Raw genomic sequence first — 21435 nt, 5'->3', positions numbered from 1 at the left:
GTCGGCGGGCCGAAATCCGTGATACCTTAGCCGGGTTGCAGTTTTGGTTACCAGAGACTCTATGTGCGCCTGGCGGATTGTGGCCCCAGGCGCTCTTTGTTGTGTCCGGAGCTCTCCGGGCGGGGCGACCAGAAGCGACAAGTGGGCCGCGCATACGGGCACGGACCACTCCTCCCTCTTCGGGCCGCAACAAGTGCGTGTCCGAACGTTCCGTCAAGGAGACAGAACACATGGCAATTGGCACCGTTAAGTGGTTCAACGCTGACAAGGGTTTCGGCTTCATCACCCCGGACGGCGGCGGCGCGGACGTCTTCGCTCACTTCTCGGCGATCCAGTCCTCCGGCTACCGGAGCCTGGACGAGAACCAGCGGGTCGAGTTCGAGATCACCCAGGGCCAGAAGGGCCCGCAGGCGGAGAACATCCGCCCGGTCTGATCGTCCGCACCAACTGTTCCTCGGAACACCCATCGCGCCTCAGTCGCGGTGTCGCGGGCGGGGCGCCGCGGGGGGGGCGCGGCCCCCCCCCACCCCACCTTCGGTTCGTGCTTGTGACCACCGCGGCCCCGCCGCCGGTGCAGCGCCACTCCGGCGCCTCCTCGACACGTGCCGCGTCGAGGAAGGCTCTTGCATGACCACTGTCATTCCCTCGTTCTCCGCCACCGGCCTGGCGCCGGAGCTGCTCGCCGAGCTGACCGCTCAGGGCATCACCGAGCCCTTCCCGATCCAGTCGGCGACGCTGCCGGACTCGCTGGCCGGCCGGGACGTGCTCGGCCGGGGCCGGACCGGCTCCGGCAAGACCCTTGCCTTCGGGCTGCCGCTGCTGCACCGCACCGCCGGCCGCCGGGCCCGCCCGGGGCGCCCGCTGGCCCTGGTGCTGGTGCCGACCCGGGAGCTGGCCCAGCAGGTGACCACCGCGCTGGTCCCGTACGCCCGGGCGCTCGGACTGCGTACCGCCACCGTGGTCGGCGGCCTGTCGTTGCAGCGGCAGGCGGACGCCCTGCGAGCCGGCACCGAGGTGGTCGTGGCCACCCCCGGTCGGCTGCACGACCTGATCAACCGTGGTGACGCCCGGCTCGACCAGGTGGCCGTGACCGTGCTCGACGAGGCCGACCAAATGGCCGACATGGGCTTCCTGCCGCAGGTCACCAAGCTGCTGGAGCAGGTGGCCGGTGACGGCCAGCGGATGCTCTTCTCCGCCACCCTGGACGGCGGCGTGGACCGGCTGGTCCGCCGCTTCCTCACCAACCCTGTCTCGCACTCCGTCGACCCCGGCACCGCCACGGTGACCGAGATGAGCCACCACGTGCTGCACGTCGACGCCGAGGACAAGCCGGCCGCCCTGACCTGGATCGCGGCCCGGGAGGGTCGCACCATCCTGTTCATGGGCACCAAACACCGCGCCGACCGGCTGGCCCGCCAGTTGCTGTCCAAGGGGGTACGCGCGGCGGCGTTGCACGGCGGCAAGTCCCAGCCGCAGCGCACCCGGATCCTGGAGCAGTTCCGCAGCGGCCAGGTGACCGCGCTGGTCGCCACCGATGTGGCGGCCCGGGGCATCCACGTGGACGGCCTCGACATGGTGGTCAACGTCGACCCGCCGGCCGAGGCGAAGGACTACCTGCACCGTGGCGGGCGTACCGCGCGGGCCGGCGAGTCGGGAACCGTGGTCACCCTGGTCCTGCCCGAGCAGCGCCGGGAGGTGTCCCGACTGATGGCCACCGCCGGCATCCGGCCGCAGGCCACCCAGGTCCGCTCCGGTGGCGAGGCGTTGACCCGGGTGACCGGGGCCCGCGAGCCGTCCGGGGTGCCGGTGACCATCGTCGCCCCGGCACCGGACCGGTCCGCGTCGGGCGGCGGCCGGGGCCCCCGCTCGTCGCGTGCCGCGGGCTCGTCCCACGGCGCCGGGGTTTCCGCGACCGGGGGTGCGCCGCGCGTCGGCGGCACCTCCGAGGACGGGCGCAGCCGGGACGGAGCGGGCGCCGAGGCCCGCCGGGGCGGTCACCGCGCCTCGGGCAGGTCGCGCCGGCCGAGCCGCCCCCGTATCGCCTGATTCGATTCGGTACCGCACACCGCCCTGGCCGGGGCGGGCGCGTGTCGCCCTGGTTGGGGCGGGCGCACACCGCCCTGGCCGGGGCGGTGTGCGTGTCGCCCGGGGGGGGTGGGGCGGGCGGAAACCGCCCTGGTTGGGCGGGCGCGAGCCGCCGGGCGGCTTCCGCACGGTGGGTGACCGGTGTCTGCCCGCCGGCTGCCGGCATCCGCCCTTCGACTGAGTCGGGAATCAGTCAGGTTGGGGTCCGATCGGCGACTGTTCCACCATCCCGGCGTACTCGATGCTTGCCTGGGGGGAACGCGGGCTGGCGGGGCCGGGCCCACTGGGGGAGGGATGAACCATGTCGGGCGACGTCGACTCGGGGGCGCTACGTGAGCTGATGGTGGTGCTGGCGGTCGCGGGAGTGGGCCTGCTGCTCGCCATGGTCGCGGCCTTCTCGCCGTGGCATCCCACCCCGAGCGGTCGGACGCCGGCCGGGGTGGTCGGGCTGCACCACCCAGGGGGGATGGGCAGCGACCCCATCGGCTCCGTCGTCGAGGTGACCGACGGGTCGGCCGGCTGAGGCGTTACCCCAGCCGGCCGACCGCTGTCGCCCGCTCGGCCCGACCGTGACCGGTCAGGGGCCGCCGACTCGGTCGGCGGGCCGCGCACCCATCGCGTCCGGCCCGTCCCGGGTGGGCCTGTCGTCCCGGCCCTCCTCGGCGAGGAGGTCGGTCAGGGTGGTCCGATCGACCACGAGGGCGATCGCCCCGTCGACCGCCAGCCACACGTCGCGCAGCCCGGTGGCCACGCCGTGATAACCGGCGTGTCCGGCCGGCAGCCCACGTACCGACGTGAGCGACCCGCCGGCGGCGCGGAGGACGTCGCCGACGGTGATGTCGGTGGCCGGGCGGGCCAGGGCGTAGCCGCCCTCGGTGCCCCGGTGGCTGTGCAGCAGCCCGGCCCGCCGCAGGTCGAGCAGGATGCCCTGGAGGAAGCTCAGCGGGATGGCCTGGCTCTCGGCCAGGGCCGCCGCTTTGACCAGCGCGCCGCCCGGCTCCGGGGAGACGGCTGGCCCATCGGCCCGCCCGTCGCCGTCGACCGAGGCCGCGGCGACGGCGAGCATGGCCCGGAGCGCGTAGTCGCTGCGCGCGGAGACGTACATGTCACTGCCCGGCCTGGTCCAGTACGCCCCAGCGACGGCGGATCGCCCGGTCCGCGGCCCCGAACGCGGCGTCCACCCCCAGCCCGACGACCAGGATGACGATCATCGTGGCGAGCAGCCACGGCGCGTCGGCCAGCTCGCGGGCGTAGGTGAGCTGGGCCCCCAGCGAGGTCTGGGAGATGCCCACCACGATCAGCTCGCCGGCCATCAGGCTGCGCCAGGAGAAGGCCCAGCCCTGCTTGAGTCCGGCCACGATGGCCGGCAGCGCCGCCGGGGCGATGACGTACCGGTAGAGGTTCAGCCCGCGGGCGCCGAGGTTGCGCCCGGCCCGAACGAGCAGCGGCGGCACGTAGTCCACGCCGCTGATCACCCCGTTGGCGATGGACGGGGCCGCGCCGAGCACCACGACGAAGAAGATGGCCTTCTCACTGAGCTCGAACAGCAGGATGGCCAGCGGGAACCAGGCGATCGACGGCATGGTCTGCAATGCGGTGATCATGGAGCCGATGGCCGCCCGGAGCACCCGGAAGCGGGCGACGGCGAGGCCCAGCAGCAGGCCGACGCCGACGGAGAAGACGTAGCCGACCGCCGCCCGACGCAGGGTGGTGGCCATCCCGTCCCAGAGCTGCGGCCTGCTGGCCTGCCGGAGCAGCTCCTGCCCGACCGTGGCCGGCCCGGGCAGCGAGTACGGTGGCCAGATCTCGGCCCACACCACGGCCTGCCAGACGCCGACAGCGATGGCGAGCGCCGCCAGCTTGGGCCAGGTCGACGCCCAGATGGTGGCGGCCCGGGTCGTCGTCGTCCGTTGTCCGGCGATCTCCAACGCGTCGAGGCCGGAGATCTCCGCGTCGGCGCGGGCGTCGGCGAGCGTGTCACTGGCCATGGCGGCCCACCTCCGTACGGAGCTTGTCGGTTACCTCGGCGGCGATGGACGCGATCTCCGGGGAGTCGATGCGTCGCGGCCGGGGTATGTCGACCTGGGTGGAGTAGATGATCCGACCGGGCCGGCTGGAGAGCAGGATGATCCGGTCGGCGAGCCGTGCCGCCTCGCGGACGTTGTGGGTCACGAAGATCACGGTGAGCTTCCGCTCGGTCCAGATCCGCTCCAGTTCGTCGTGCAGGATGTCCCGGGTCATGGCGTCGAGCGCGCCGAAGGGCTCGTCCATCAGCAGCACCGGGGTGTCCAGGGCGAGGGTGCGGGCCAGCGCGACCCGCTGCCGCATGCCGCCGGAGAGCTGGTGTGGTCGCTTGCGACCGAACTCGGACAGGTGCACCGTGCGCAGCAGTTCGGCGACCCGCTCCCGGCGCGCGGCCCGGGGCAGGCCGCGCAGCTTCAGCGGCACCTCGACGTTGCCCTCGACGGTGAGCCACGGGAAGAGGGCGGACTCCTGGAACATCAGTCCGGGGTTGACCCCGTCGCCGACATCGATCTGTCCGCCGCTGATCCGGTCCAGGCCGGCGACCAGGTTGAGCAGGGTGCTCTTGCCGCAGCCGGACGCGCCGACGAGGCAGACGAACTCGCCGGGCGCGACGTCGAGGGAGACCCCGTCCAGGGCGAGGACGGCGTTCTCGCCCTGCCCGTACACCTTGGTGACGCCGTGCAGCGCGACCGAGCCGGTCGCGCTGCGTGGCGTCGTCGTGGCCGACGTCATGGTTGGGCGACCTCGGGCTTGCCCTGGGCCTTGAGCACCTCGTTGAGGTTCTTCAGGTCGTAGAGGCCGTCCAGGCTGACCGGCTGGGTCAGCTCGACGGCGACCGCGTGGTCCAGGCCGGTCTTCAGCGAGGAGGCGATCGGGTCGTTGGTGAATTGCAACGTCGGCCACGCCTGCTTGATGAGCTTCACGTCCAGCGGCTTGCCGGTGATCTTGCCGATGTGCTCGGAGATGGCCTGCTGGGACTCGTCGGGCTTGGTGTTGACGAACTCGTTGGCCGCGACCTGCCCCTCGATCAGCTTTCGTACCACGTCCGGGTGGGCCTTGAGGAACTTGGTGGAGACGATCAGGTTGGTGATGACGAACTTCTTGTCCGGCCACAGGTCGCGCTCGTCGAGCAGCACCTTGCCGCCGGCGTTGAGCAGCCGGGAGACGAACGGCTCAGGCACCCACGCGCCGTCGATCGCGCCGCTGTTGAAGGTCTCCACGGTCTGGGCGTTCTCCTGCGGGACCACCTTGACGTCGCCGCCGCCCTCCTTGGTGGCGGTCAGGCCCTTCTCCTTGAGCCAGTAGCGCAGCGCCACGTCCTGGGTGTTGCCGAGCTGCGGGGTGGCGATCTTCTTGCCGCGCAACTGCTCGGCCGAGGTGATCTCGGGCTTGACCACCAGCGCGACGCCGCCGGACGCGGCACCGGAGATGACCCGGACCGCCTCGCCCTTGGACTTGGAGAAGGCGTTGACCGTCGGGTTCGGCCCGATGTACGTCGCGTCGAGTGCGCCGGAGAAGATCGCCTCGATGGCGGCCGGGCCGGCGTTGAAGGTCTTGGTCTCCAGCTTGACGTCGCCGCCGAGCTTCTCGGTGAAGATGCCCTTCTCCACCCCGACCACCGCCGGGGCGTGGGTGATGTTGGGGAAGTAGCCCAGCCGCAGCGTCACCGGGCCGGAGCCGCCAGCAGCCGTGCTGTCGTCCTCGCCGCAGGCGGCGGTGGCGCCCAGGGTGGCCGCGCCCATCACGGCGAGGGTGGCCAGGGAGACCAACCGACGGAAGGGGAGCCGTCTCATGGTATGTCCAATCCGCAGTATTCCTACTTAGTTAGTAGGAAGGTTGGGGGAGAGGTGAGGCGGCGTCAAGGACCGTCCACATTGCGGGATTGGCGCTCGAAGTTATTCCCGGTTTTCCTACCTTCTTGGTAGGTTGTGCGACGGCTTCCGGTGGGTGTTCCGGCGGCCCGGCAGACGCGGAGAGGCGGTCGGCGTGACCTTCCACTGGTTCCTTCCCACCTCCGGCGACGGGCACCACGTGGGTGCCGCCACCGTCACGGCCGGCGCGGCGCGACACGATCGGGCTGCCACCGTCGGATACCTGACCGAGGTCGCCCGGGCCGCCGAGGCGGCCGGCTTCGCCGCGCTACTCACCCCGGTCGGCTCCGGCTGCCCCGACCCCTGGATCGTCTGCGCGGCCGTCGCCCAGCACACCGAGCGGGTCGGCATGCTGGTCGCCGTCCGGGCCGGGTTCGCGCTGCCCACCCTCATCGCCCAGCAGGCCGAGGCGTTCCAGGCGGTCTCCGGCAGCCGGCTGGCGCTCAACGTCGTCACCGGCGGCGACCCGGCCGAGCAGCGCGCGTACGGCGACTTCCTCGACCACGACGCCCGGTACGCCCGCACCGGGGAGTTCGTCGACGTGCTCCGCCGGGCCTGGCGGGGCGGGCCGTTCGACTTCGCCGGCGAGCACTACCGGGTCACCGGCGGTGGCCTCGCCAACCCGCTGGCCGACCCGCCGCCGGTCTACTTCGGTGGTGCGTCCCCGGCCGCCGAGGCGGTGGCCGCCCGGCAGGCGGACACGTACCTGATGTGGGGCGAGCCGCCGGCAGCGATCGCCGCCCGGGTGGCCCGGGTGCGCGCCCTGGCCACCGAGCAGGGACGTGCGCTACGCACCGGGCTCCGGCTGCACGTCATCGCCCGGCCCACCGCGGCCGAGGCATGGGCGGAGGCGGACCGGCTGCTGGCCGGGATGAGCCCGGAGCGGATCGCCGCCGCCCAGGCGCGCTTCGCCCGGATGGACTCCGTCGGTCAGGCCCGGATGGCCGCCCTGCACGGCGGCAGCGCCGACGGGCTCACCATCGCGCCGAACCTGTGGGCCGGGATCGGCCTGGTCCGCGAGGGCGCCGGCACCGCGCTCGTCGGCAGCTACGCCGAGGTCGCGGCCCGCGTCGACGAGTACGCGGCGCACGGCGTCGACGAGTTCATCCTCTCCGGCTGGCCGCACCGGGAGGAGGCGCAACGGGTCGGCGCCGAGGTGCTGCCCCGGGTGACCGCCTCCCTCGCCCCGGCTCCCGTCCCGGCCGGCTGACCCGCAGCCGAGCCCGGCCTGCGGTAGGCCGCCGCTACCGGCGGCGCCGACGCGCTAGGGTCGACCACGTGGCGGCGCGGAGATCGAGAATTCCAGCGACGAAGTATCCGGTCGAGCGGTTCACCCTCGACAACGGCCTGCGGGTGGTGCTCACCCCCGACCGCAGTGCCCCGGTGATCGGGGTGGCGGTGATCTACGACGTCGGCATCCGCTCCGAGCCGGAGGGCCGGACCGGCTTCGCCCACCTCTTCGAGCACCTGATGTTCCAGGGCTCGGAGAACCTCGAGAAGCTGGCCCACTTCCGGCATGTGCAGGGCGCGGGGGGCACCTTCAACGGCTCCACCCACCACGACTACACCGACTACTACGAGACGCTGCCGAGCAATGCCCTGGAACGGGCGCTGTTCCTGGAGGCCGATCGGATGCGCGGTCCCCGGCTGACCGAGGAGAACCTGCGCAATCAGGTCGACGTGGTCAAGGAGGAGATCCGGGTCAACGTGCTCAACCGTCCGTATGGCGGGTTCCCCTGGCTGACCCTGCCGCCGGTCATGTTCGACACCTTCCCGAACGCGCACGACGGCTACGGCTCCTTTGACGACCTGGAGTCGGCCACCGTCACCGACGCGGCGGACTTCTTCCGCCGCTACTACGCCAGCGGCAACGCCGTGCTGGCGGTCAGCGGGGACGTGGACGTCGCCGAGGCGACCGAGCTGATCGAGCGGCACTTCGGCGACGTGCCGTCCCGACCCGCTCCCGAGCGCCCCGACTTCGCCGAGCCCGACCTGACCGCCGAGCGGCGCTCCTCATACACCGACGCGCTCGCCCCGCTGCCCGCGTTCGCCGCCGCCTGGCGGGTGCCCGACCCGATCACCGACTTCGCCGGCTACCTGCCGTACGTGGTGCTCGCCGAGGTGCTCACCGACGGTGACGCGTCCCGACTGGTCGAGCGGCTGGTCCAGCGGGACCGCGCGGTCACCGGCCTCGGCGGGTACGTCGGCTTCATGGGTGACCCGTTCGACGTGCGGGACCCCACCGCGCTGCTGCTGGAGGCGCACCTGCCGCCGGGCGGGGACGTGGACAAGGTGCTGCGCACCATCGACGAGGAGCTGGACCGGCTGGCCACCGACGGCCCGACCGGCGGGGAGTTGGCCCGTACCCAGGCCCGGATGGCCACCCACCTGCTGCGCGACACCGACGCGGCGCTCGGCCGGGCGCTGCGGATGGCGGTGCTCGAACAGCAACGCGGCCAGCCGGGCCTGCTCAACGAGCTGCCCCGGCTGGTCGGCGAGGTAACCGACGAGCAGATCCGGGCCGCCGCCGCCACCCTACGGCCGGAACGCCGCGCATCCGTCGAGGTCATCCCCGGAGGTGGGCTCAGGTGAGTACGAAGACCCAGGCCGGGGTGCGGTCGCTGCCGCCGCTCGGCCCGAACCGCAAGCTGAAGCTGCCCAAGCAGGCCGAGCGCACGCTCGGCAACGGGCTCACCGTCATCGCGGTACGCCGCCCGGCCGTCCCCCTGGTCGAGCTGCGGCTGTGGATGCCGGCCGGCCGGATCCACCTGGCCCGGGGTGCGATGCTCGCCCAGACCATGCTCTCCGGCACCGAGTCGATGACCGCCGTGCAGATCGCCGCTGAGCTCCAGGCGGTCGGCGGCGGGCTCTCCGCCGGCATCGACCCGGACCGGCTGATGCTCTCCGGCGCGGGGCTGGTCACCGGGCTGGACCGGATGCTGGAGATCCTGGCCGACGTGCTGACCGGGGCGACGTACCCGGGCGAGGAGGTCGGCACCGAGCGGGACCGGCTGGTCGACCGCATCCAGGTGGCCCGCAGTCAACCGGCTTACCTGGCCCACACCGCCCTGCTCCGGCGGATCTACGGCCGGCACCCGTACGCGGTGCAGACCCCCGAGCCGGAGCAGGTGCACGCGGTCCGGCCGGCGGCGCTGCGCCGGCTGCACGCCGAGCGGGTGCACCCGGCCGGCGCGGTGCTGGTCCTGGTCGGCGACGTGCAGCCGGAGCGGGCACTGGACGCCGCCGAGAAGACCCTGTCGGCCTGGGCCGGCACCGGCCACACCGCCGAGCTGCCGCCCGCTCCGCCGCTGGAGCCCGGCCCGCTGCTGCTGGTCGACCGGCCGGGCTCGGTGCAGTCGTCGCTGCGGATCGCGTTGCCGGCGGTGCCCCGCACCCACCCCGACCACGCCGCGCTGCAACTGGCCAACCTGATCTTCGGTGGCTACTTCTCCTCGCGCTGGGTGGAGAACATCCGGGAGGACAAGGGCTACACGTACGGCCCGCACTCGCTGGTCGATCACTCGGTGGCCGGGTCGGTGCTGATCGCCGCCGCCGAGGTGGCCACCGAGGTCACCGGGCCGGCGTTGCTCGAGACGACGTACGAGCTGGGCCGGCTGGCCACCGTGGCGGCGAAGCCGGAGGAGCTGGAGCAGGCCCGCCAGTACGCCCTGGGCACCCTTCAGCTCGGGATGTCCACCCAGGCCGGCCTGGCGTCGCTGACCAGCGCGTACGCGGGCAGCGGGCTGCGCCTGGACTTTCTTGCCGAGTACGCTGCCCGGCTGGCGAAGGCCACCGTCGACGACGTGGCGGAGGCGGCCCAGCGCTACCTTGCCCCGGCGCGCGCGGTCACCGTGGTGCTCGGCGACGCCGAGCGGATCACCCCCATGCTCTCCGCCCTCGCCCCGGTCTGCACCGAGCCGGCCCGACCGTGACCGCCCGGCGAGGGCCGGTGCGGGTCGCCGGGACGATCGGCGAGACCGCCCCGCCGCTGGCCCGGTCCACCCTGGACCGGGCCGCGCACCGGCGCGCCGACCCGCAGTGGCTGGCCGAGGCGTGGGAGCGTGCCCGGGTGCTGGTGCTCGACTCGGCCAGCGACGGGCGAGCCCTGGTCCGGGGCGACGGGTCCCCGCCGGAGCTGGTGCTCCTCGCCTCCGGCGAGCTGCCGCAGGTGCCCCGCTCGGTTCCGATGTTTCTCGGCGTCGAGCCGGACGGCGTGCCGGTCTTCGCCGTGGACAGCCCGCTGCCCGAGTTGCCGGGCACCCGGGCGGCGCACCTGCGCGACGTCGGCCACCTGCTGCTCGACCGGGACGCCGGCATCTTCACCACCGCGCTGGCGTTGATCAACTGGCACGTCCGGCACGGCTACTCCCCGGCCACCGGCCACCGGACCCAGGTGGACGAGGCCGGCTGGTCCCGGGCCGATCCGGACGGTGGTCGAAGCTGGCCACGCACCGATCCGGCGATGATCGTCATGGTGCACGACGGGGTCGCCGGGCTCCAGGGGCGCTGCCTGCTCGGGAGCAACGTCACCTGGGCCGGTACGTCCGGCCGGCGCCGCTACTCCTGCCTCGCCGGATTCGTCGAGCCGGGCGAGTCGGCCGAGGCCGCCGTCCTGCGCGAGGTCCACGAGGAGGTCGGTGTCACGGTCGAGGCGATCACATACGTGGGCAGCCAGTCCTGGCCGTTCCCCGGCTCGCTGATGCTCGGCTTCGTCGCCCTGGCCGACCCGGAGCACGCCGTGCACGTGGACCCGGCCGAGATCGCGTCCGCCCGTTGGTTCACCCGCCGGGAGATCGGCGCGGTGCTTGCCGGGCGTCGGGTGGACGTCGGAAAGGGCGACGAGCTGGCCCTGCCCCCGCCGTCGTCGATCGCGTTGTTCCTGATCCACCGCTGGCTCGACGGCCACTGCTGACCTGCCCAGGCTGCTGTTTCTGCCCGAGCCGCGTCCTGCTCCGGCTGCCGGCCGGCGGAGGGTCCGCGGGCGTTGGCGGAACCCGGACACGGTCCCGGCCCGGGACCGCCGTTGCCGCGACGATCCCAGGCCGGGAACACGGGCCGCCGTGGTCGGGTTAGGCGGGAACTGCGGCGGGGAGCCGGCCGACCACGACGGACGTCGGAGGGGTCAGCCGCCGGAGTCGTACCGGCGGAGGCCGAGGGCAACGTCGTCGAGCGGGAGTACCTTGACCCGCTGCTTCCCGTAGCGGACCGCACCCACCGCGGACAGGGCCCGGGCCAGCAGCAGGGCAGCCTCCCGGTCCTCGGCGTGCACCACCTGGCGGCGCGGCTCGGGGGCGGTGGTCTCGTCGCGTACCCGACCGCCATCGGCCCAGGCGGCCACGATGTCGATGTCGGCGGCGGCGCGGATTTCGGTGCGTACGATCAGAAACCGCATGGGTGTCTCCGGATGCGACCGTGACGGACGGTACTTAGTGGAAGTTCCACGTCACTCTGTCGACATGCTACGCCCGGCCGGCGTCTCAGCAAGTGAAACCCGACGATTGATTGGTGGGGTCCCTCGATCGGATGAACCCTGTTCAGCGGGGTTGCGGACCCGGCATACGACGGGGCCGCCGGCGTCCCGCCGACGGCCCCGACCCGATCGGGCGGATCAGCTCAGATCGAACTGTCCGTCCTTTGTTCCGGCGATGAACCCCCGCCAGCCGGCGCGGTCGAACAGCAGGACGGGGCCGCCGCGGTCCTTGCTGTCGCGCAGGGCCACGGCCGCCGGCCGGCCGCGTAGCGGGGCCACCTCGACGCAGTTCGAGGTCTGGCTGCGGGTGCTGGTCCGCCACCGGGCGTCGGCCAACTGTCGGGTGAGTGCGGACGACGTGTCGCTGATGTGGTGCATGGTCTGCTCCTGACTGGACTGCTCCGACGGGACGAGTGGTACCGCGCACCCGGACGGGGCGATCCGGTGATGGATCACCGATCCGTCAGGCGTTCGGAGCGCCGGCGACGTTGGGCCGGCGCCGTTGCCGACCCGTGGGCCGCCGCAGGCGACCCCACCGCCTCGGCCAGCCGCCCCGATGCCTCGACGAGCCAGTCGATGGTTTCCGATTCGGAGAGCGCCGCCGAGCGCATCCACTCAAAGACCACTTTATAGCGTTTTAGGACGTTTGCCTCGGTTGACATGACGTTGGTGAAGCCGCCTTCGATGGCCAACGTCTCCGGATCGAGCGGGTCGGCGAACAGATAGATCGAGAACGCGGTCGGTGGGAGGTACCAGTCGCCGATCCGGGTATCCCTGGGCAGCACGTGCAGGCTGACGTGCGGCAACATGGCCAGATCGCAGAGCTGCCGCAACTGCTCCCGCAGCACCTCCGGCGGGCCGGCCCGTCGGCCCAGCGCCGCCTCCTCCAGCACCGCCGTGTAGCGCGGCGCGTTGGAACGGTCCAGTAGCGACTGGCGGGCCAGCCGGGCGGCCACCTCGGTCTCCGGGGCCTCGCTGGGCTCCTGATCGCCCGCCCCGGACTCGACCTGTTGGGCCGAGACGATCCGCAGTCGGGCATACCCCTGGGTCTGCAACAGCCCGGGGACCAGGACCGGGTTGTACTCCCGGATCTCGGCGCAGCCCGCCTCCAGCTCGGCGAAGATGCGCTGCTGCGGGGTCATCGCCGAGTACTTCTTCAGCCATCCACGCATGTCGCCGGCGTCCCGGGCGATGCCCAGCAGCTCCGTGCGCGCCTTCTCGCCGGCCCCGTAGAGCTCCAGCAGTGCGCGGACGTCGTCGGGGTCGGGACGGCTGCGGCCGTTCTCCAGGCGGGACAGTTTGGACGCGGAGGCCCAGCCGACATGTGCGATGACCTGCTCTCCGGTGAGACCGGAGGTCTCGCGCAGTCGGCGTAAATCAGTGCCCAACCTGCGGCGACGCATGATCGGGCTGGGTCCGGCAGGAGGCACGGTGTCCTCTTTTCCGTCGACCGCCGCAGACGCGACGGTAACTGTATGAAATTCGCCCCCCACGGCCAGTATGGACGGCGCGACCGACGTCGGAAGCTCCGACGGGGGTGTGTCTCGCAGAAAAGAGGAGCGCGGAGATGGCGCGACCAACCCGACGACGGGGTCGCCTCCGAACCGTGCCGTCCCCCGCGTGGGTCGCCCCACGCCACCTTCCCCGAGAGGAAAACCGATGCGCACCGTCCTGCGCCGTCCCGAGTTCCGCCTGCTGTTCGGCGCTCTGCTGGCCAGCATGGCCGCCGAGTCGATCCTGCTGCTCGCCCTCGCCATCTGGGTGAAGGACCTGACCGGCTCCGACGGGCTGGCCGGGGCGACCATCTTCGCGATCATCGCGCCGATGGTGCTCGCGCCGCTGGTCGGCTGGGCGGTCGACCGGTACCCCCGGCGGCCCTTCTTCATCGCCGCGAACCTCGCCACCGCAGCCCTACTCACCCCGCTGTTCACGGTCTCCGAGAGCGCCGACGTTCCGACCATCTACCTGGTGGCCGCCCTGTACGGGCTGTCCTACCTGACCCTGAGCGCGCTGCTCAGCGGGCTGATCCGACAACTGGTTCCCGTCGAGTTGCTCGCCGACGCCAACGGGGTGCTCCAGACCGTGCGCCAGGGCCTGCGACTCATCGGGCCGCTCGCCGGGGCCGCGCTCTATGCCGCCGTCGGCGGCTGGCTGCTGACCGCGCTGGCGATGACCGGGTTCGTCGTGGCCGCCGCCGTGGCTGCCCTGCTCCGGGTGCCCGAAACGCCGTCGGCCGGCCCCGGCCTGCGATGGCCGGCCGAGGTGGGGGCCGGGCTGCGGCACCTGGCCGGCGATCCGGCGCTGCGCCGGGCGCTGCTCGGCTACGGCCTCGGTTCGCTGGTGATGGGCTTCACCGAGTCGCTGATTTTCGCGTACGTCGACCAGGGGCTGCGCCGCGACGCCGCGTTCGTCGGTGTACTCGTCACCGTGCAGGGCGTCGGCGGGCTGGTCGGCGGCCTGTTCTCCGCCACCGTGGTGCGTCGCACGGGGGAAGTGGGCGCCCTGGCCGCCGGGGTGACACTCTTCGGCCCCGCCGCGTTCGCCCTGGCGTGCCCGGGGCTCTGGCTGGGCTGCGCGGCCCTGCTGCTGGCCGGGGCCGCACTTCCGTTGATCACGGTGGGGTTGAACACGCTCATCCAGCGGCGTACCCCGGCAGGCCTGCTCGGCCGGGTCTCGTCGGCGTCGGAGGCGCTGATCAGCGGCCCCCAGGCGGTCTCCATCGGGACCGGCGCCCTGCTCGTCGGCGTGTTCGACTACCGGCTGCTGTTCGCGCTGGTTGGCCTGACCACCACGGCCGCCGGCGTCTTCCTGTGGCGGGGCCGCCGTCTCTCCGCACCACCCCCCGCGCCCACCACCGTGCCCCACATCCCGCTTCAGCGTCGCCCACCCACCCCCACCGCCCCCGAATCCCGCGTCCCCCACCCCCTGACCCCAACCCACCCCACCCCCTGACCCCCACCCACCCCACCAATTCACGGAAAGAGTGGCCATTCCTGCCAGGAATGGCCACTCTTTCCGTGAAAGTGCGCGCCCCGCCTGCGCCCCGCCCCCGCGGAACGCGGGCGGGGCGGGGTGGGGGCGGGGTGGGGGCGGGGTGGGGGCGGGGTGGGGGCGGGGTGGGGGCGGGGCGCGGGCGGGTGGGGGTTAGCTCGGCAGGGTGGCGATGTGCTGCTTGACCTGGGTGATGGAGGGGTTGGTGAGGGCGCTGCCGTCAGCGAAGCGCAGCGTCGGGACGGTCTGGTTGCCGCCGTTGACGCCCATCACGAACTCCGCAGCCTTTGTGTCCTGCTCGATGTCGACCACCTGGTACGCGATGCCCTCCCGGTCGAGCTGCGACTTGAGCCGGTGGCAGTAGCCGCACCACGGGGTCGAGTACATCGTCAACATGATCAGGTCCTCCAAGATCTCTTTCACCGGTCCGGTCAGGCCAGGCTAACCGCTGCAACATCAGCCGGAGCTGAGATGATTCCTCGCTGTGGTGGTTCATTCAGCGTCGGAACGGGTGCTCGCCGGGCTGGACCCGGAGCAGCGCTCCGCGGTGACTGCCCCGGCCGGCCCGGTGTGCATCCTGGCCGGTGCCGGCACCGGCAAGACCCGAGCCGTCACCTCGCGGATCGCGCACCGGGCGTTGACCGGCGAGGTGTCCCCCCGGCATGTGCTCGCGGTCACCTTCACCGCACGCGCCGCCGCCGAGATGCGAAGCCGGCTCACCGTGCTCGGGGCGCAGGGTGTGCAGGCCCGGACGTTCCACGCGGCGGCCCTGCGGCAGGTGCGCTACTTCGCTCCCCGGCTGCTGGAGGGGCGGGGGATGCCCGAGCTGTTGGACAGCAAGGCACGGGTGGTCACGCTCGCCGCCGCCCGGGTCGGCCTGCGGGCCGACCGGGCCGCCGCCCGGGACCTGGCCGGCGAGATCGAGTGGGCCAAGTCGTCGTTGGTCGAGCCGGGGGAGTACGTCGTCGCGGCGGCGAAGGCGCTGCGCGACACACCGCACGAGCCGGCGAGGGTGGCCGAGGTCTTCGCCGCGTACGAGAAGCTCAAGCGGGCCAACGGGGTGATCGACTTCGAGGACATGCTGCGCGCTGCGGTGTGGGGCATCGAGGAGCACCCGGACGTGGCCGAGCAGGTCCGCACCCAGTACCGGCACTTCGTGGTCGACGAGTACCAGGACGTCAACCCGCTGCAGCAGCGGCTGCTGGAGGCGTGGCTCGGCGGCCGGGACGACCTGACCGTGGTCGGCGACGCCAGCCAGACGATCTACTCCTTCACCGGGGCGACCTCGGCGTACCTGGTCGACTTTCCACGCCGGCACCGGGGCGCCACCGTGGTCCGGCTGGTTCGGGACTACCGCTCCACCCCGCAGGTGGTCGGGCTGGCCAACGCGGTGATCTCCCAGGCCCGGGGCACCGAGGCCCGGCTGCGGTTGGAGCTGCGCGGTCAGCGCCCCGCAGGCCCCGAACCGGACCTGCGGATCTTCACCGACGAGCCGGCCGAGGCCACCGCGGTGGCGGCCCGCTGCCGAGCCCTGGTCGCCGGCGGCACCCCGGCCCGGGAGATCGCCGTGCTGTTCCGCATCAACGCCCAGTCCGAGGCGTACGAGAAGGCGCTCACCGAGGCCGAGGTGCCGTACGTGGTGCAGGGCGCCGAGCGGTTCTTCGAGCGGGTCGAGGTGCGCCAGGCGATGGTGGCGCTGCGCGCCGCCACCCGCTCGATCCCCGGCGACATGCCGCTGCGTGATGCCGTGGTGGAGGGCCTGTCGGCGGTCGGCTGGTCCCCCGAGGGTGCCCCGGCCGGCGGCTCGGCCCGGGAGCGCTGGGAGGCCCTGGCCGCGCTGGTCCAGCTCGCCGAGGAGTACGCGGCCACCCCGCCGGTGCTGCCGATCGGCGAGGCCGCCGTGGTGGAACGCCCGGTGACGCTGGCCGACTTCAACGACGAGCTGGCTCGCCGCGCCACCCAGCAGCACGTGCCGACTGTGGAGGGGGTGACCCTGGCATCCCTGCACTCGGCCAAGGGCCTGGAATGGGACGCGGTCTTCCTCGTCGGGCTCTCCGACGGCACCCTGCCCACCACGTACGCCCGCACCGCCGAGCAGGTCGAGGAGGAGCGCCGGTTGCTCTACGTCGGGATCACCCGGGCCCGTGAGCGGCTCTGGCTGTCGTACGCGGTGGCCCGCTCGCCCGGTGGGCGGGCCCGGCGGCCGTCGCGGTTCCTGCCGCAGCTCGACCCCTCCGGCGGCGGGCCGGAGCGGGCCGTGACCGGGGCCGGTGCGGCTACCCGGCGGGTCGAGCGTCGCCGCGTCCAGGTGGCCTCCTGCCGGATCTGCGGCGCGACCCTCGTCGCCGGCCCGGACCGCAAGCTCGGCCGCTGCCCGACCTGCCCGTCCGACATCGACCAGGACCTGTACGAGCGGCTGCACGACTGGCGGGCCCGGGTGGCCGGGGCGCAGAAGGTCCCGGCGTACGTCGTCTTCACCGACGCCACCCTCACCGCGCTGGCGGAACGGCGGCCCGGTCGGCCCGAGGAGCTGATCGCGATCGCCGGCATCGGCCCCCGCAAAATCGGCCTGTACGGCGAGCCCGTGCTGGCCCTTGTGGGGGGCGCGACGGTCGGCGAAGTCTGCTCGGAGAAAACTTTCGAAATCGATCCGTAAATTCGTTTGCCCTCGCCCCCGGGCGAGGAATAGCCTCAGGACACACCTCGGGAGCAGCGCCATTCCGGCTGCTCAGGGGGTGGAGACAGTCGACTTCGAGGAACGTCAGGGAGGTGTCACCAATGGAAATCTTCACCTATGCGCGTCCGGCGGCGATGCCCGCTGCCGTGGCTCCAATGTCGGCTGTCCGGGCGGCCTCGGTCGCTCGACCGCCGGCTCCGTGGGCGCACCAGGTCAGAGTTCAGGCCGAGCTGAATCTGACCGTCGAGCCGCTGACTGGAGTCGAGGGGGCCATTGGCTCCACGGCCATGGGTGTCGATGGCGCCAAGAAGCGCACGGATGTGCGCGGTGTTCCGCCTCGAGGTAGACCGGTCTGATTTTCAGACTCCGGCTCACCTTGAGGCCGCGGAACCCGCTACCGGGATCCGCGGCCTTAGTTTTTTGCCCCCGATGTACGTCGGAAATCCGATCCGAGTGATCGAAGTGAGAGAGAGGTGACCGGGAGATGAGTCTGGCGTTGGCCCCCGTCGACGTGAACGTCGACCTGGAGGCGAACCTGCCCTGCCGGAAGTTCGACCCCGACCTGTGGTTCTCCGACTCGCCTGCTGAGCTCGAGCTGGCCAAGTCGCTCTGCGGGGACTGCCCGCTGCGCGTCGAGTGCCTCGCCGGAGCGGCGGAGCGGGCCGAGCCCTGGGGCGTCTGGGGCGGCGAGATCTTCGAGCGTGGCGCGGTCGTCCCGCGCAAGCGGCCCCGCGGCCGTCCGCGCAAGGAGGACGTCGCCCGTGACGCCGCACTGAAGGTCGAGGCCGAGGCGCGACTGGCGGCCAGCGGGCTGTCCCAGTCGCGTAACACCGTCCGGCTTGCTGCCTGACACACCCGATCCGCACCATCCCCGTCGGTGCCACACCGGCCACGAGAGAGCTGAGAGCCATGCTGCACCTGCCCAACGGAGCCATCGAGATGCAACTACTCCACGAAGCGTTGTCCCGGGCCCGAATGCCCCGGCCTCAGGCCGGTCGTATCACCACGAGCACTGAGGCAACCCGTTCCGCCCGTACCGTCGCGATCGGAAGCCGCAGCCAGTCGGCTCGTGACCTGGGCGTTCTCTAACCCGTATCCGAACCCGAACACGCAGGGGCGCGTCGGCCGACCGGCCGGCACGCCCCTGCGTCCGTCTGCCGCGCCTGCCCGCCAGCTGCCAGCCTGACTGTCGCGCCTGGCTTTCGCGCCGGTCCGCCGGGTCAGCCCGCCGGGGCGAAGCCCGGCAGCCAGCGCTCCAGGATCGACCGGTACGGCGCCTTGGCCTCCAACTGGCAGAGCACCCCGATCGAGCCGAGCGTCACCCGGTGGATCAGCAGGTACGACGGTGGCAGGTTGAGCTGCCGGCTGAGCTGGTACGCCGGCGAGCGGGGGCTGGCCAACCGGGTCGCCTCGGACCGCAGCCAGGCCCGGGTGAACCGGAACTCGTCGGTGGCGACCGGTCCGAGCATGGGCCGGATGAAGTCGAGCACGGCCTGGGCGTCGATCGGCTCGGTTGGCTTGACGAAGCGCTCCTCGCGCAGCCCCTCGACCAGGGCGTCGGCCTCGCCACGTAGGGCCAGCCCGGCGAGCCGGCCGATCGGCTCGGGCGTCCCCTCCGGCATCCGGGCCACGGCACCGAAGTCGATCACGCCGAGCCGGCCGTCCGGCAGCAACCGGAAGTTGCCCGGATGCGGGTCGGCGTGCAGCAGTCCGGCCCGGGCCGGCGCGGAGAGGTGCAGGATCGCCATCAGCCGGCCGGCCTCGTCGCGCTTCTTCTCCGTCCCCTCCCGGATGATCTCGGCAAGTGGGGTGCCCCCGATCCACTCGGTGACCAGCACCCGGGGGGTGGCCGTGAACACCGCCGGGATGAAGATCTCCTCATCGTCCGCGTACGCGGCGGCGAAAGCACGCTGCGACTCGGCCTCCAGCTCGTAGTCCAGCTCCTCGGTGATCCGCTCGCGCAGCTCGACCAGGAGCGGCTTGACGTCCAGGCCCGGCTGGATGGCCCGGAACATCCCGCCGAGGCGGGAGAGCTGCTTCAGGTCGGTGAGTAGCGCGTCGCCGGCCCCCGGATACTGGATCTTGACAGCCGCGTCGCGGGACGCCCCGCCGTCCGGGTCCCGCCACACGGCCCGGTGTACCTGCCCGATGCTCGCGGCGGCGGCCGGGGTGTCGTCGAAGGAGTCGAAGTGTTCCCGCCAGGCCGGGCCGAGCTGCTCGGCGAGCACCTTGTGCACGGTGGCCGCGGGCAGCGGCGGTGCGGCCTCCTGGAGTTTGGTGAGGGCCTGCCGGTAGGGGGCGGCGATCTCCTCGGGCAAGGCGGCCTCGAAGACCGACAGGGCCTGGCCGAACTTCATCGCCCCGCCCTTGAGCTGGCCGAGGACGCTGAAGAGCTGCTCGGCGGTGCGCTGCTGGATCTCGGCCGAGATCACGTCGGAGGCGAGGCCGGTGACACGCTTACCCATGCCGAGGACGGTCCGGCCGGCGAAGCCGAGCGGCAGAGCGGCGAGCTTGGCGGTCCGGGACACGGCCCGGCGCGGGATGTCGGTCACTCGGCCATTGTGACCGACTCAAGGACCTCCCGGTTGCTTCGTGGGCGGGCTGGGGTCGCCCACCCCCCGGATCAGGGGCTGCTCGCCCCCGTGCGACGTCCTCCGTCGACCGGCCACCGGCCCTGCCCGGCGCACCGGCAGGACGGGTGAGGCGGCCAGGTCCGCCGACGCAGCCGGCCGGGGCCGGCCACCTCGACGGCGCAGCCCAGCGTCTCCGGCACTCCGCCGTCGAGGTGGGCCAGCGCCTCGGCGACGGCGTACCCGACCGCTGCGAGCAGGGTGGCCGTGCCGCAGGACTGGTCGGCCGCGTCGGCGGCGAGCTGGGCGGCGAGCGCCGGCCAGCCCGGGTCCCGGTCCGTCCGGTACAGGTCGACGCAGCGTAGGCAGGGACCGGTCGGCGGGCGGACGAGCGGGCCGACCGTCGGAATCCCCTCCCGCAGGGTGAGCAGCAGATGCGGCTGCCGGCGCTGGGCGAACCCGGCCGCGAGCAGCGCCGCCGGCCGGTCGACGCCGAGCTGGAGCACGAGGTCGGGCCGGCTGCGGCGCAGCGGGCGGGTGGCGGTGCCGGGAGCGACCCGGTCCACCGCGTCACGTACCGCCGGGGCGAGCGGGCGACCCAGGTCGGCGGCGGCCAGCCCGGTGCCGACCAGGTCGGCCGGGCGCACGGAGCCGGCCAAATCAGGGTGCACGTGCCCCACCCCGGCCTGGGCGAGCGCGACGGTGATGGGGGCGCCGAGCCGGCCGCCGCCGGTCACCAGCACCCGTGCGGTCCGACGTCGCCGCAGCACCTGGGCGGGCGTGCCGGGCAGGGCGTGCGCGGCCAGGGCCAACGCGCCGGCCTCCGCCGCGAGGCGGTGCCGCGCCGGGCCGGCGAGGTCACGGGGGAGCAGCGTGTGCGCGGGTACGACCAGCCCGGCGCCACGCAGCGCGTCGAGCAGCCCGCGCGCCTCGTCCGGCGACACGTCGACGTCGGCCGCGTGCGCCAGGACGAGCCGTTCGCTGCGGGTTCCGTCGAGCAGGTCGAGGACCCGGACGGCTCGGGGGTTGGACACCTCGACGAGGACGGCTCGGCACGAGCCGAGCCCGAGCTGGAGGGTGTGCCGGTCCCGCCAGAGGCGGGTCAGGCCGGGGAGCAGGGTGGGCCGGGGCGACACGGTAGGGCTCATGATGACGAATCGTTACCGAGTCCCCGCTTTCGGTCGACCGTTGTCCACAGGTGGGGACCGCCCTGTCCAGGGCTTGTCCACAGAAAAGGCCGAGATATCCACAGCCGGCCGGTAACCATGTCGGCCAGCCGACACCCGCGGGTGCGGGAAACGCGGCGGGGGAGGGTGGCCGTGGCCACCCTCCCCCGCACCGGACCCGTATGGGGTCAGACCTTGGCCTTGCCCAGGATGCGGTTCACTGTTGTGCCGCACACCGGACACTTGCCCTTGGCCATGTTCATCCCGGTCTTCGAGACCTCGACGTGCCCCTCGAAGTCCCGCTTCTCCTTGCACTTGACGCAGTAACCGTTGTAAGTCTGGGCCTGGTCGGCCACGGGTGCCCTCCTCGTCTCGTCCGCCGGTCTATCCGGTACCGGCGGTTGCCCAGCGGCGGGCCACGCGGGGCGCCAGCGCTGGGATTTCTCCGCGGCCACCCTCGTGACCGCTGGTTCGCGGACCCTACCCAGGTGCGGGCGGTTCCATGTCAGCCGTGCTTCGACACTGTGAGCAAGTCGACGTCGAGAGTGTGCATGCCGAATTAGGTCGGATAAGTCAGTTT

At 72.7% G+C, this 21435-nt stretch carries 22 protein-coding genes; 11 read left to right on the top strand and 11 right to left on the bottom strand.

From position 1 onward, the window contains the following. The first annotated feature begins 230 nt into the window (after positions 1-230). From SNR22_RS10730 to SNR22_RS10720, 3 genes are all read left to right on the top strand, one after another. Positions 231-434, top strand: a complete 204-nt coding sequence (locus tag SNR22_RS10730; RefSeq protein ID WP_320066368.1) for a cold-shock protein — start codon at positions 231-233, stop codon at positions 432-434. 193 nt (positions 435-627) lie between these two features. Further along, a complete protein-coding gene (locus tag SNR22_RS10725) occupies positions 628-2046 on the top strand; it encodes a DEAD/DEAH box helicase (protein ID WP_320066367.1) in 1419 nt (472 codons plus the stop codon). A 340-nt stretch (positions 2047-2386) separates the two neighbouring features. Further along, entirely contained in the window at positions 2387-2608 is a 222-nt protein-coding gene (locus tag SNR22_RS10720; RefSeq protein ID WP_320066366.1) for a hypothetical protein, read from the top strand. 54 nt (positions 2609-2662) lie between these two features. On the opposite strand, the gene SNR22_RS10715 is transcribed toward SNR22_RS10720, so the two are convergent. Genes SNR22_RS10715 through SNR22_RS10700 form a run of 4 tightly spaced genes read right to left on the bottom strand, consistent with a single transcriptional unit; the run spans position 2663 to position 5903 of the window. Next, the gene (locus tag SNR22_RS10715) at positions 2663-3190 is read right to left on the bottom strand and encodes an Rrf2 family transcriptional regulator (protein WP_320066365.1); all 528 of its coding nucleotides are present in this window, start codon (positions 3188-3190) and stop codon (positions 2663-2665) included. Position 3191: 1 nt separating this feature from the next. Next, on the bottom strand, positions 3192-4073 hold the full coding sequence (locus SNR22_RS10710) for an ABC transporter permease (RefSeq protein ID WP_320066364.1): 882 nt from the start codon (positions 4071-4073) through the stop codon (positions 3192-3194). Continuing rightward, positions 4063-4842, bottom strand: a complete 780-nt coding sequence (locus SNR22_RS10705; protein ID WP_320066363.1) for an ABC transporter ATP-binding protein — start codon at positions 4840-4842, stop codon at positions 4063-4065. The genes SNR22_RS10710 and SNR22_RS10705 overlap by 11 nt, the downstream gene beginning before the upstream one ends. After that, positions 4839-5903: an ABC transporter substrate-binding protein gene (locus SNR22_RS10700; protein ID WP_320066362.1), complete on the bottom strand. Its 1065-nt coding sequence runs from the start codon at positions 5901-5903 to the stop codon at positions 4839-4841. The genes SNR22_RS10705 and SNR22_RS10700 overlap by 4 nt, the downstream gene beginning before the upstream one ends. A gap of 193 nt (positions 5904-6096) precedes the next feature. Between SNR22_RS10700 and SNR22_RS10695 the strand changes: the two genes are divergently transcribed. The 4 genes from SNR22_RS10695 (at position 6097) to nudC (ending at position 10893) form a co-directional block, all read left to right on the top strand. Next, on the top strand, positions 6097-7191 hold the full coding sequence (locus tag SNR22_RS10695) for an LLM class flavin-dependent oxidoreductase (RefSeq protein WP_320066361.1): 1095 nt from the start codon (positions 6097-6099) through the stop codon (positions 7189-7191). A 68-nt stretch (positions 7192-7259) separates the two neighbouring features. Next, complete coding sequence (locus SNR22_RS10690; RefSeq protein ID WP_320066360.1) at positions 7260-8573, top strand: pitrilysin family protein; 1314 nt, start codon at positions 7260-7262, stop codon at positions 8571-8573. Further along, complete coding sequence (locus tag SNR22_RS10685) at positions 8570-9913, top strand: pitrilysin family protein (protein WP_320066359.1); 1344 nt, start codon at positions 8570-8572, stop codon at positions 9911-9913. Before SNR22_RS10690 ends, SNR22_RS10685 begins: the two co-directional genes overlap by 4 nt. Then, positions 9910-10893, top strand: a complete 984-nt coding sequence (gene nudC / locus SNR22_RS10680) for an NAD(+) diphosphatase (RefSeq protein WP_320066358.1) — start codon at positions 9910-9912, stop codon at positions 10891-10893. The genes SNR22_RS10685 and nudC overlap by 4 nt, the downstream gene beginning before the upstream one ends. A gap of 210 nt (positions 10894-11103) precedes the next feature. On the opposite strand, the gene SNR22_RS10675 is transcribed toward nudC, so the two are convergent. From SNR22_RS10675 to SNR22_RS10665, 3 genes are all read right to left on the bottom strand, one after another. Next, positions 11104-11373, bottom strand: a complete 270-nt coding sequence (locus SNR22_RS10675; protein WP_320066357.1) for a hypothetical protein — start codon at positions 11371-11373, stop codon at positions 11104-11106. Positions 11374-11589: 216 nt separating this feature from the next. Beyond that, the gene (locus SNR22_RS10670; protein ID WP_320066356.1) at positions 11590-11829 is read right to left on the bottom strand and encodes a DUF397 domain-containing protein; all 240 of its coding nucleotides are present in this window, start codon (positions 11827-11829) and stop codon (positions 11590-11592) included. A gap of 74 nt (positions 11830-11903) precedes the next feature. After that, positions 11904-12881 (bottom strand): helix-turn-helix transcriptional regulator, encoded by a 978-nt coding sequence (locus SNR22_RS10665; RefSeq protein WP_320066355.1) that lies wholly within the window; start codon positions 12879-12881, stop codon positions 11904-11906. Between the two features lie 229 nt (positions 12882-13110). On the opposite strand from SNR22_RS10665, the gene SNR22_RS10660 reads away from it, so the two are divergent. Beyond that, positions 13111-14403 (top strand): MFS transporter, encoded by a 1293-nt coding sequence (locus SNR22_RS10660; RefSeq protein ID WP_320066354.1) that lies wholly within the window; start codon positions 13111-13113, stop codon positions 14401-14403. A gap of 192 nt (positions 14404-14595) precedes the next feature. Here SNR22_RS10660 and SNR22_RS10655 read toward each other — a convergent pair whose 3' ends face one another. Continuing rightward, positions 14596-14838 carry a mycoredoxin gene (locus tag SNR22_RS10655; RefSeq protein WP_320066591.1) on the bottom strand — a complete coding sequence of 81 codons (243 nt, stop codon included), beginning with the start codon at positions 14836-14838 and terminating at the stop codon, positions 14596-14598. A gap of 88 nt (positions 14839-14926) precedes the next feature. On the opposite strand from SNR22_RS10655, the gene SNR22_RS10650 reads away from it, so the two are divergent. The 3 genes from SNR22_RS10650 to SNR22_RS10640 all read left to right on the top strand — a co-directional run bounded on the left by SNR22_RS10650 (position 14927) and on the right by SNR22_RS10640 (position 17969). Further along, positions 14927-17098, top strand: coding sequence for an ATP-dependent DNA helicase UvrD2 (locus SNR22_RS10650; protein WP_320066353.1), 2172 nt, complete (start codon positions 14927-14929; stop codon positions 17096-17098). A 122-nt stretch (positions 17099-17220) separates the two neighbouring features. Continuing rightward, positions 17221-17475 (top strand): hypothetical protein, encoded by a 255-nt coding sequence (locus SNR22_RS10645; protein ID WP_320066352.1) that lies wholly within the window; start codon positions 17221-17223, stop codon positions 17473-17475. Between the two features lie 128 nt (positions 17476-17603). Continuing rightward, positions 17604-17969: a WhiB family transcriptional regulator gene (locus tag SNR22_RS10640; RefSeq protein WP_320066351.1), complete on the top strand. Its 366-nt coding sequence runs from the start codon at positions 17604-17606 to the stop codon at positions 17967-17969. A 370-nt stretch (positions 17970-18339) separates the two neighbouring features. Here SNR22_RS10640 and SNR22_RS10635 read toward each other — a convergent pair whose 3' ends face one another. From SNR22_RS10635 to SNR22_RS10625, 3 genes are all read right to left on the bottom strand, one after another. Beyond that, entirely contained in the window at positions 18340-19671 is a 1332-nt protein-coding gene (locus tag SNR22_RS10635; RefSeq protein WP_320066350.1) for an AarF/ABC1/UbiB kinase family protein, read from the bottom strand. Positions 19672-19742: 71 nt separating this feature from the next. Further along, complete coding sequence (locus SNR22_RS10630) at positions 19743-20837, bottom strand: hypothetical protein (protein ID WP_320066349.1); 1095 nt, start codon at positions 20835-20837, stop codon at positions 19743-19745. A 206-nt stretch (positions 20838-21043) separates the two neighbouring features. After that, the gene (locus SNR22_RS10625) at positions 21044-21211 is read right to left on the bottom strand and encodes a DUF5679 domain-containing protein (protein WP_007464795.1); all 168 of its coding nucleotides are present in this window, start codon (positions 21209-21211) and stop codon (positions 21044-21046) included. Positions 21212-21435: the final 224 nt, after the last annotated feature.

Source organism: Micromonospora sp. RTGN7 (assembly GCF_033804645.1).
Classification (GTDB): Bacteria; Actinomycetota; Actinomycetes; order Mycobacteriales; family Micromonosporaceae; genus Micromonospora.
The sequence above is the reverse complement of the archived record's forward strand: the minus strand, read 5'-3'. Positions and strand labels throughout refer to the sequence as shown.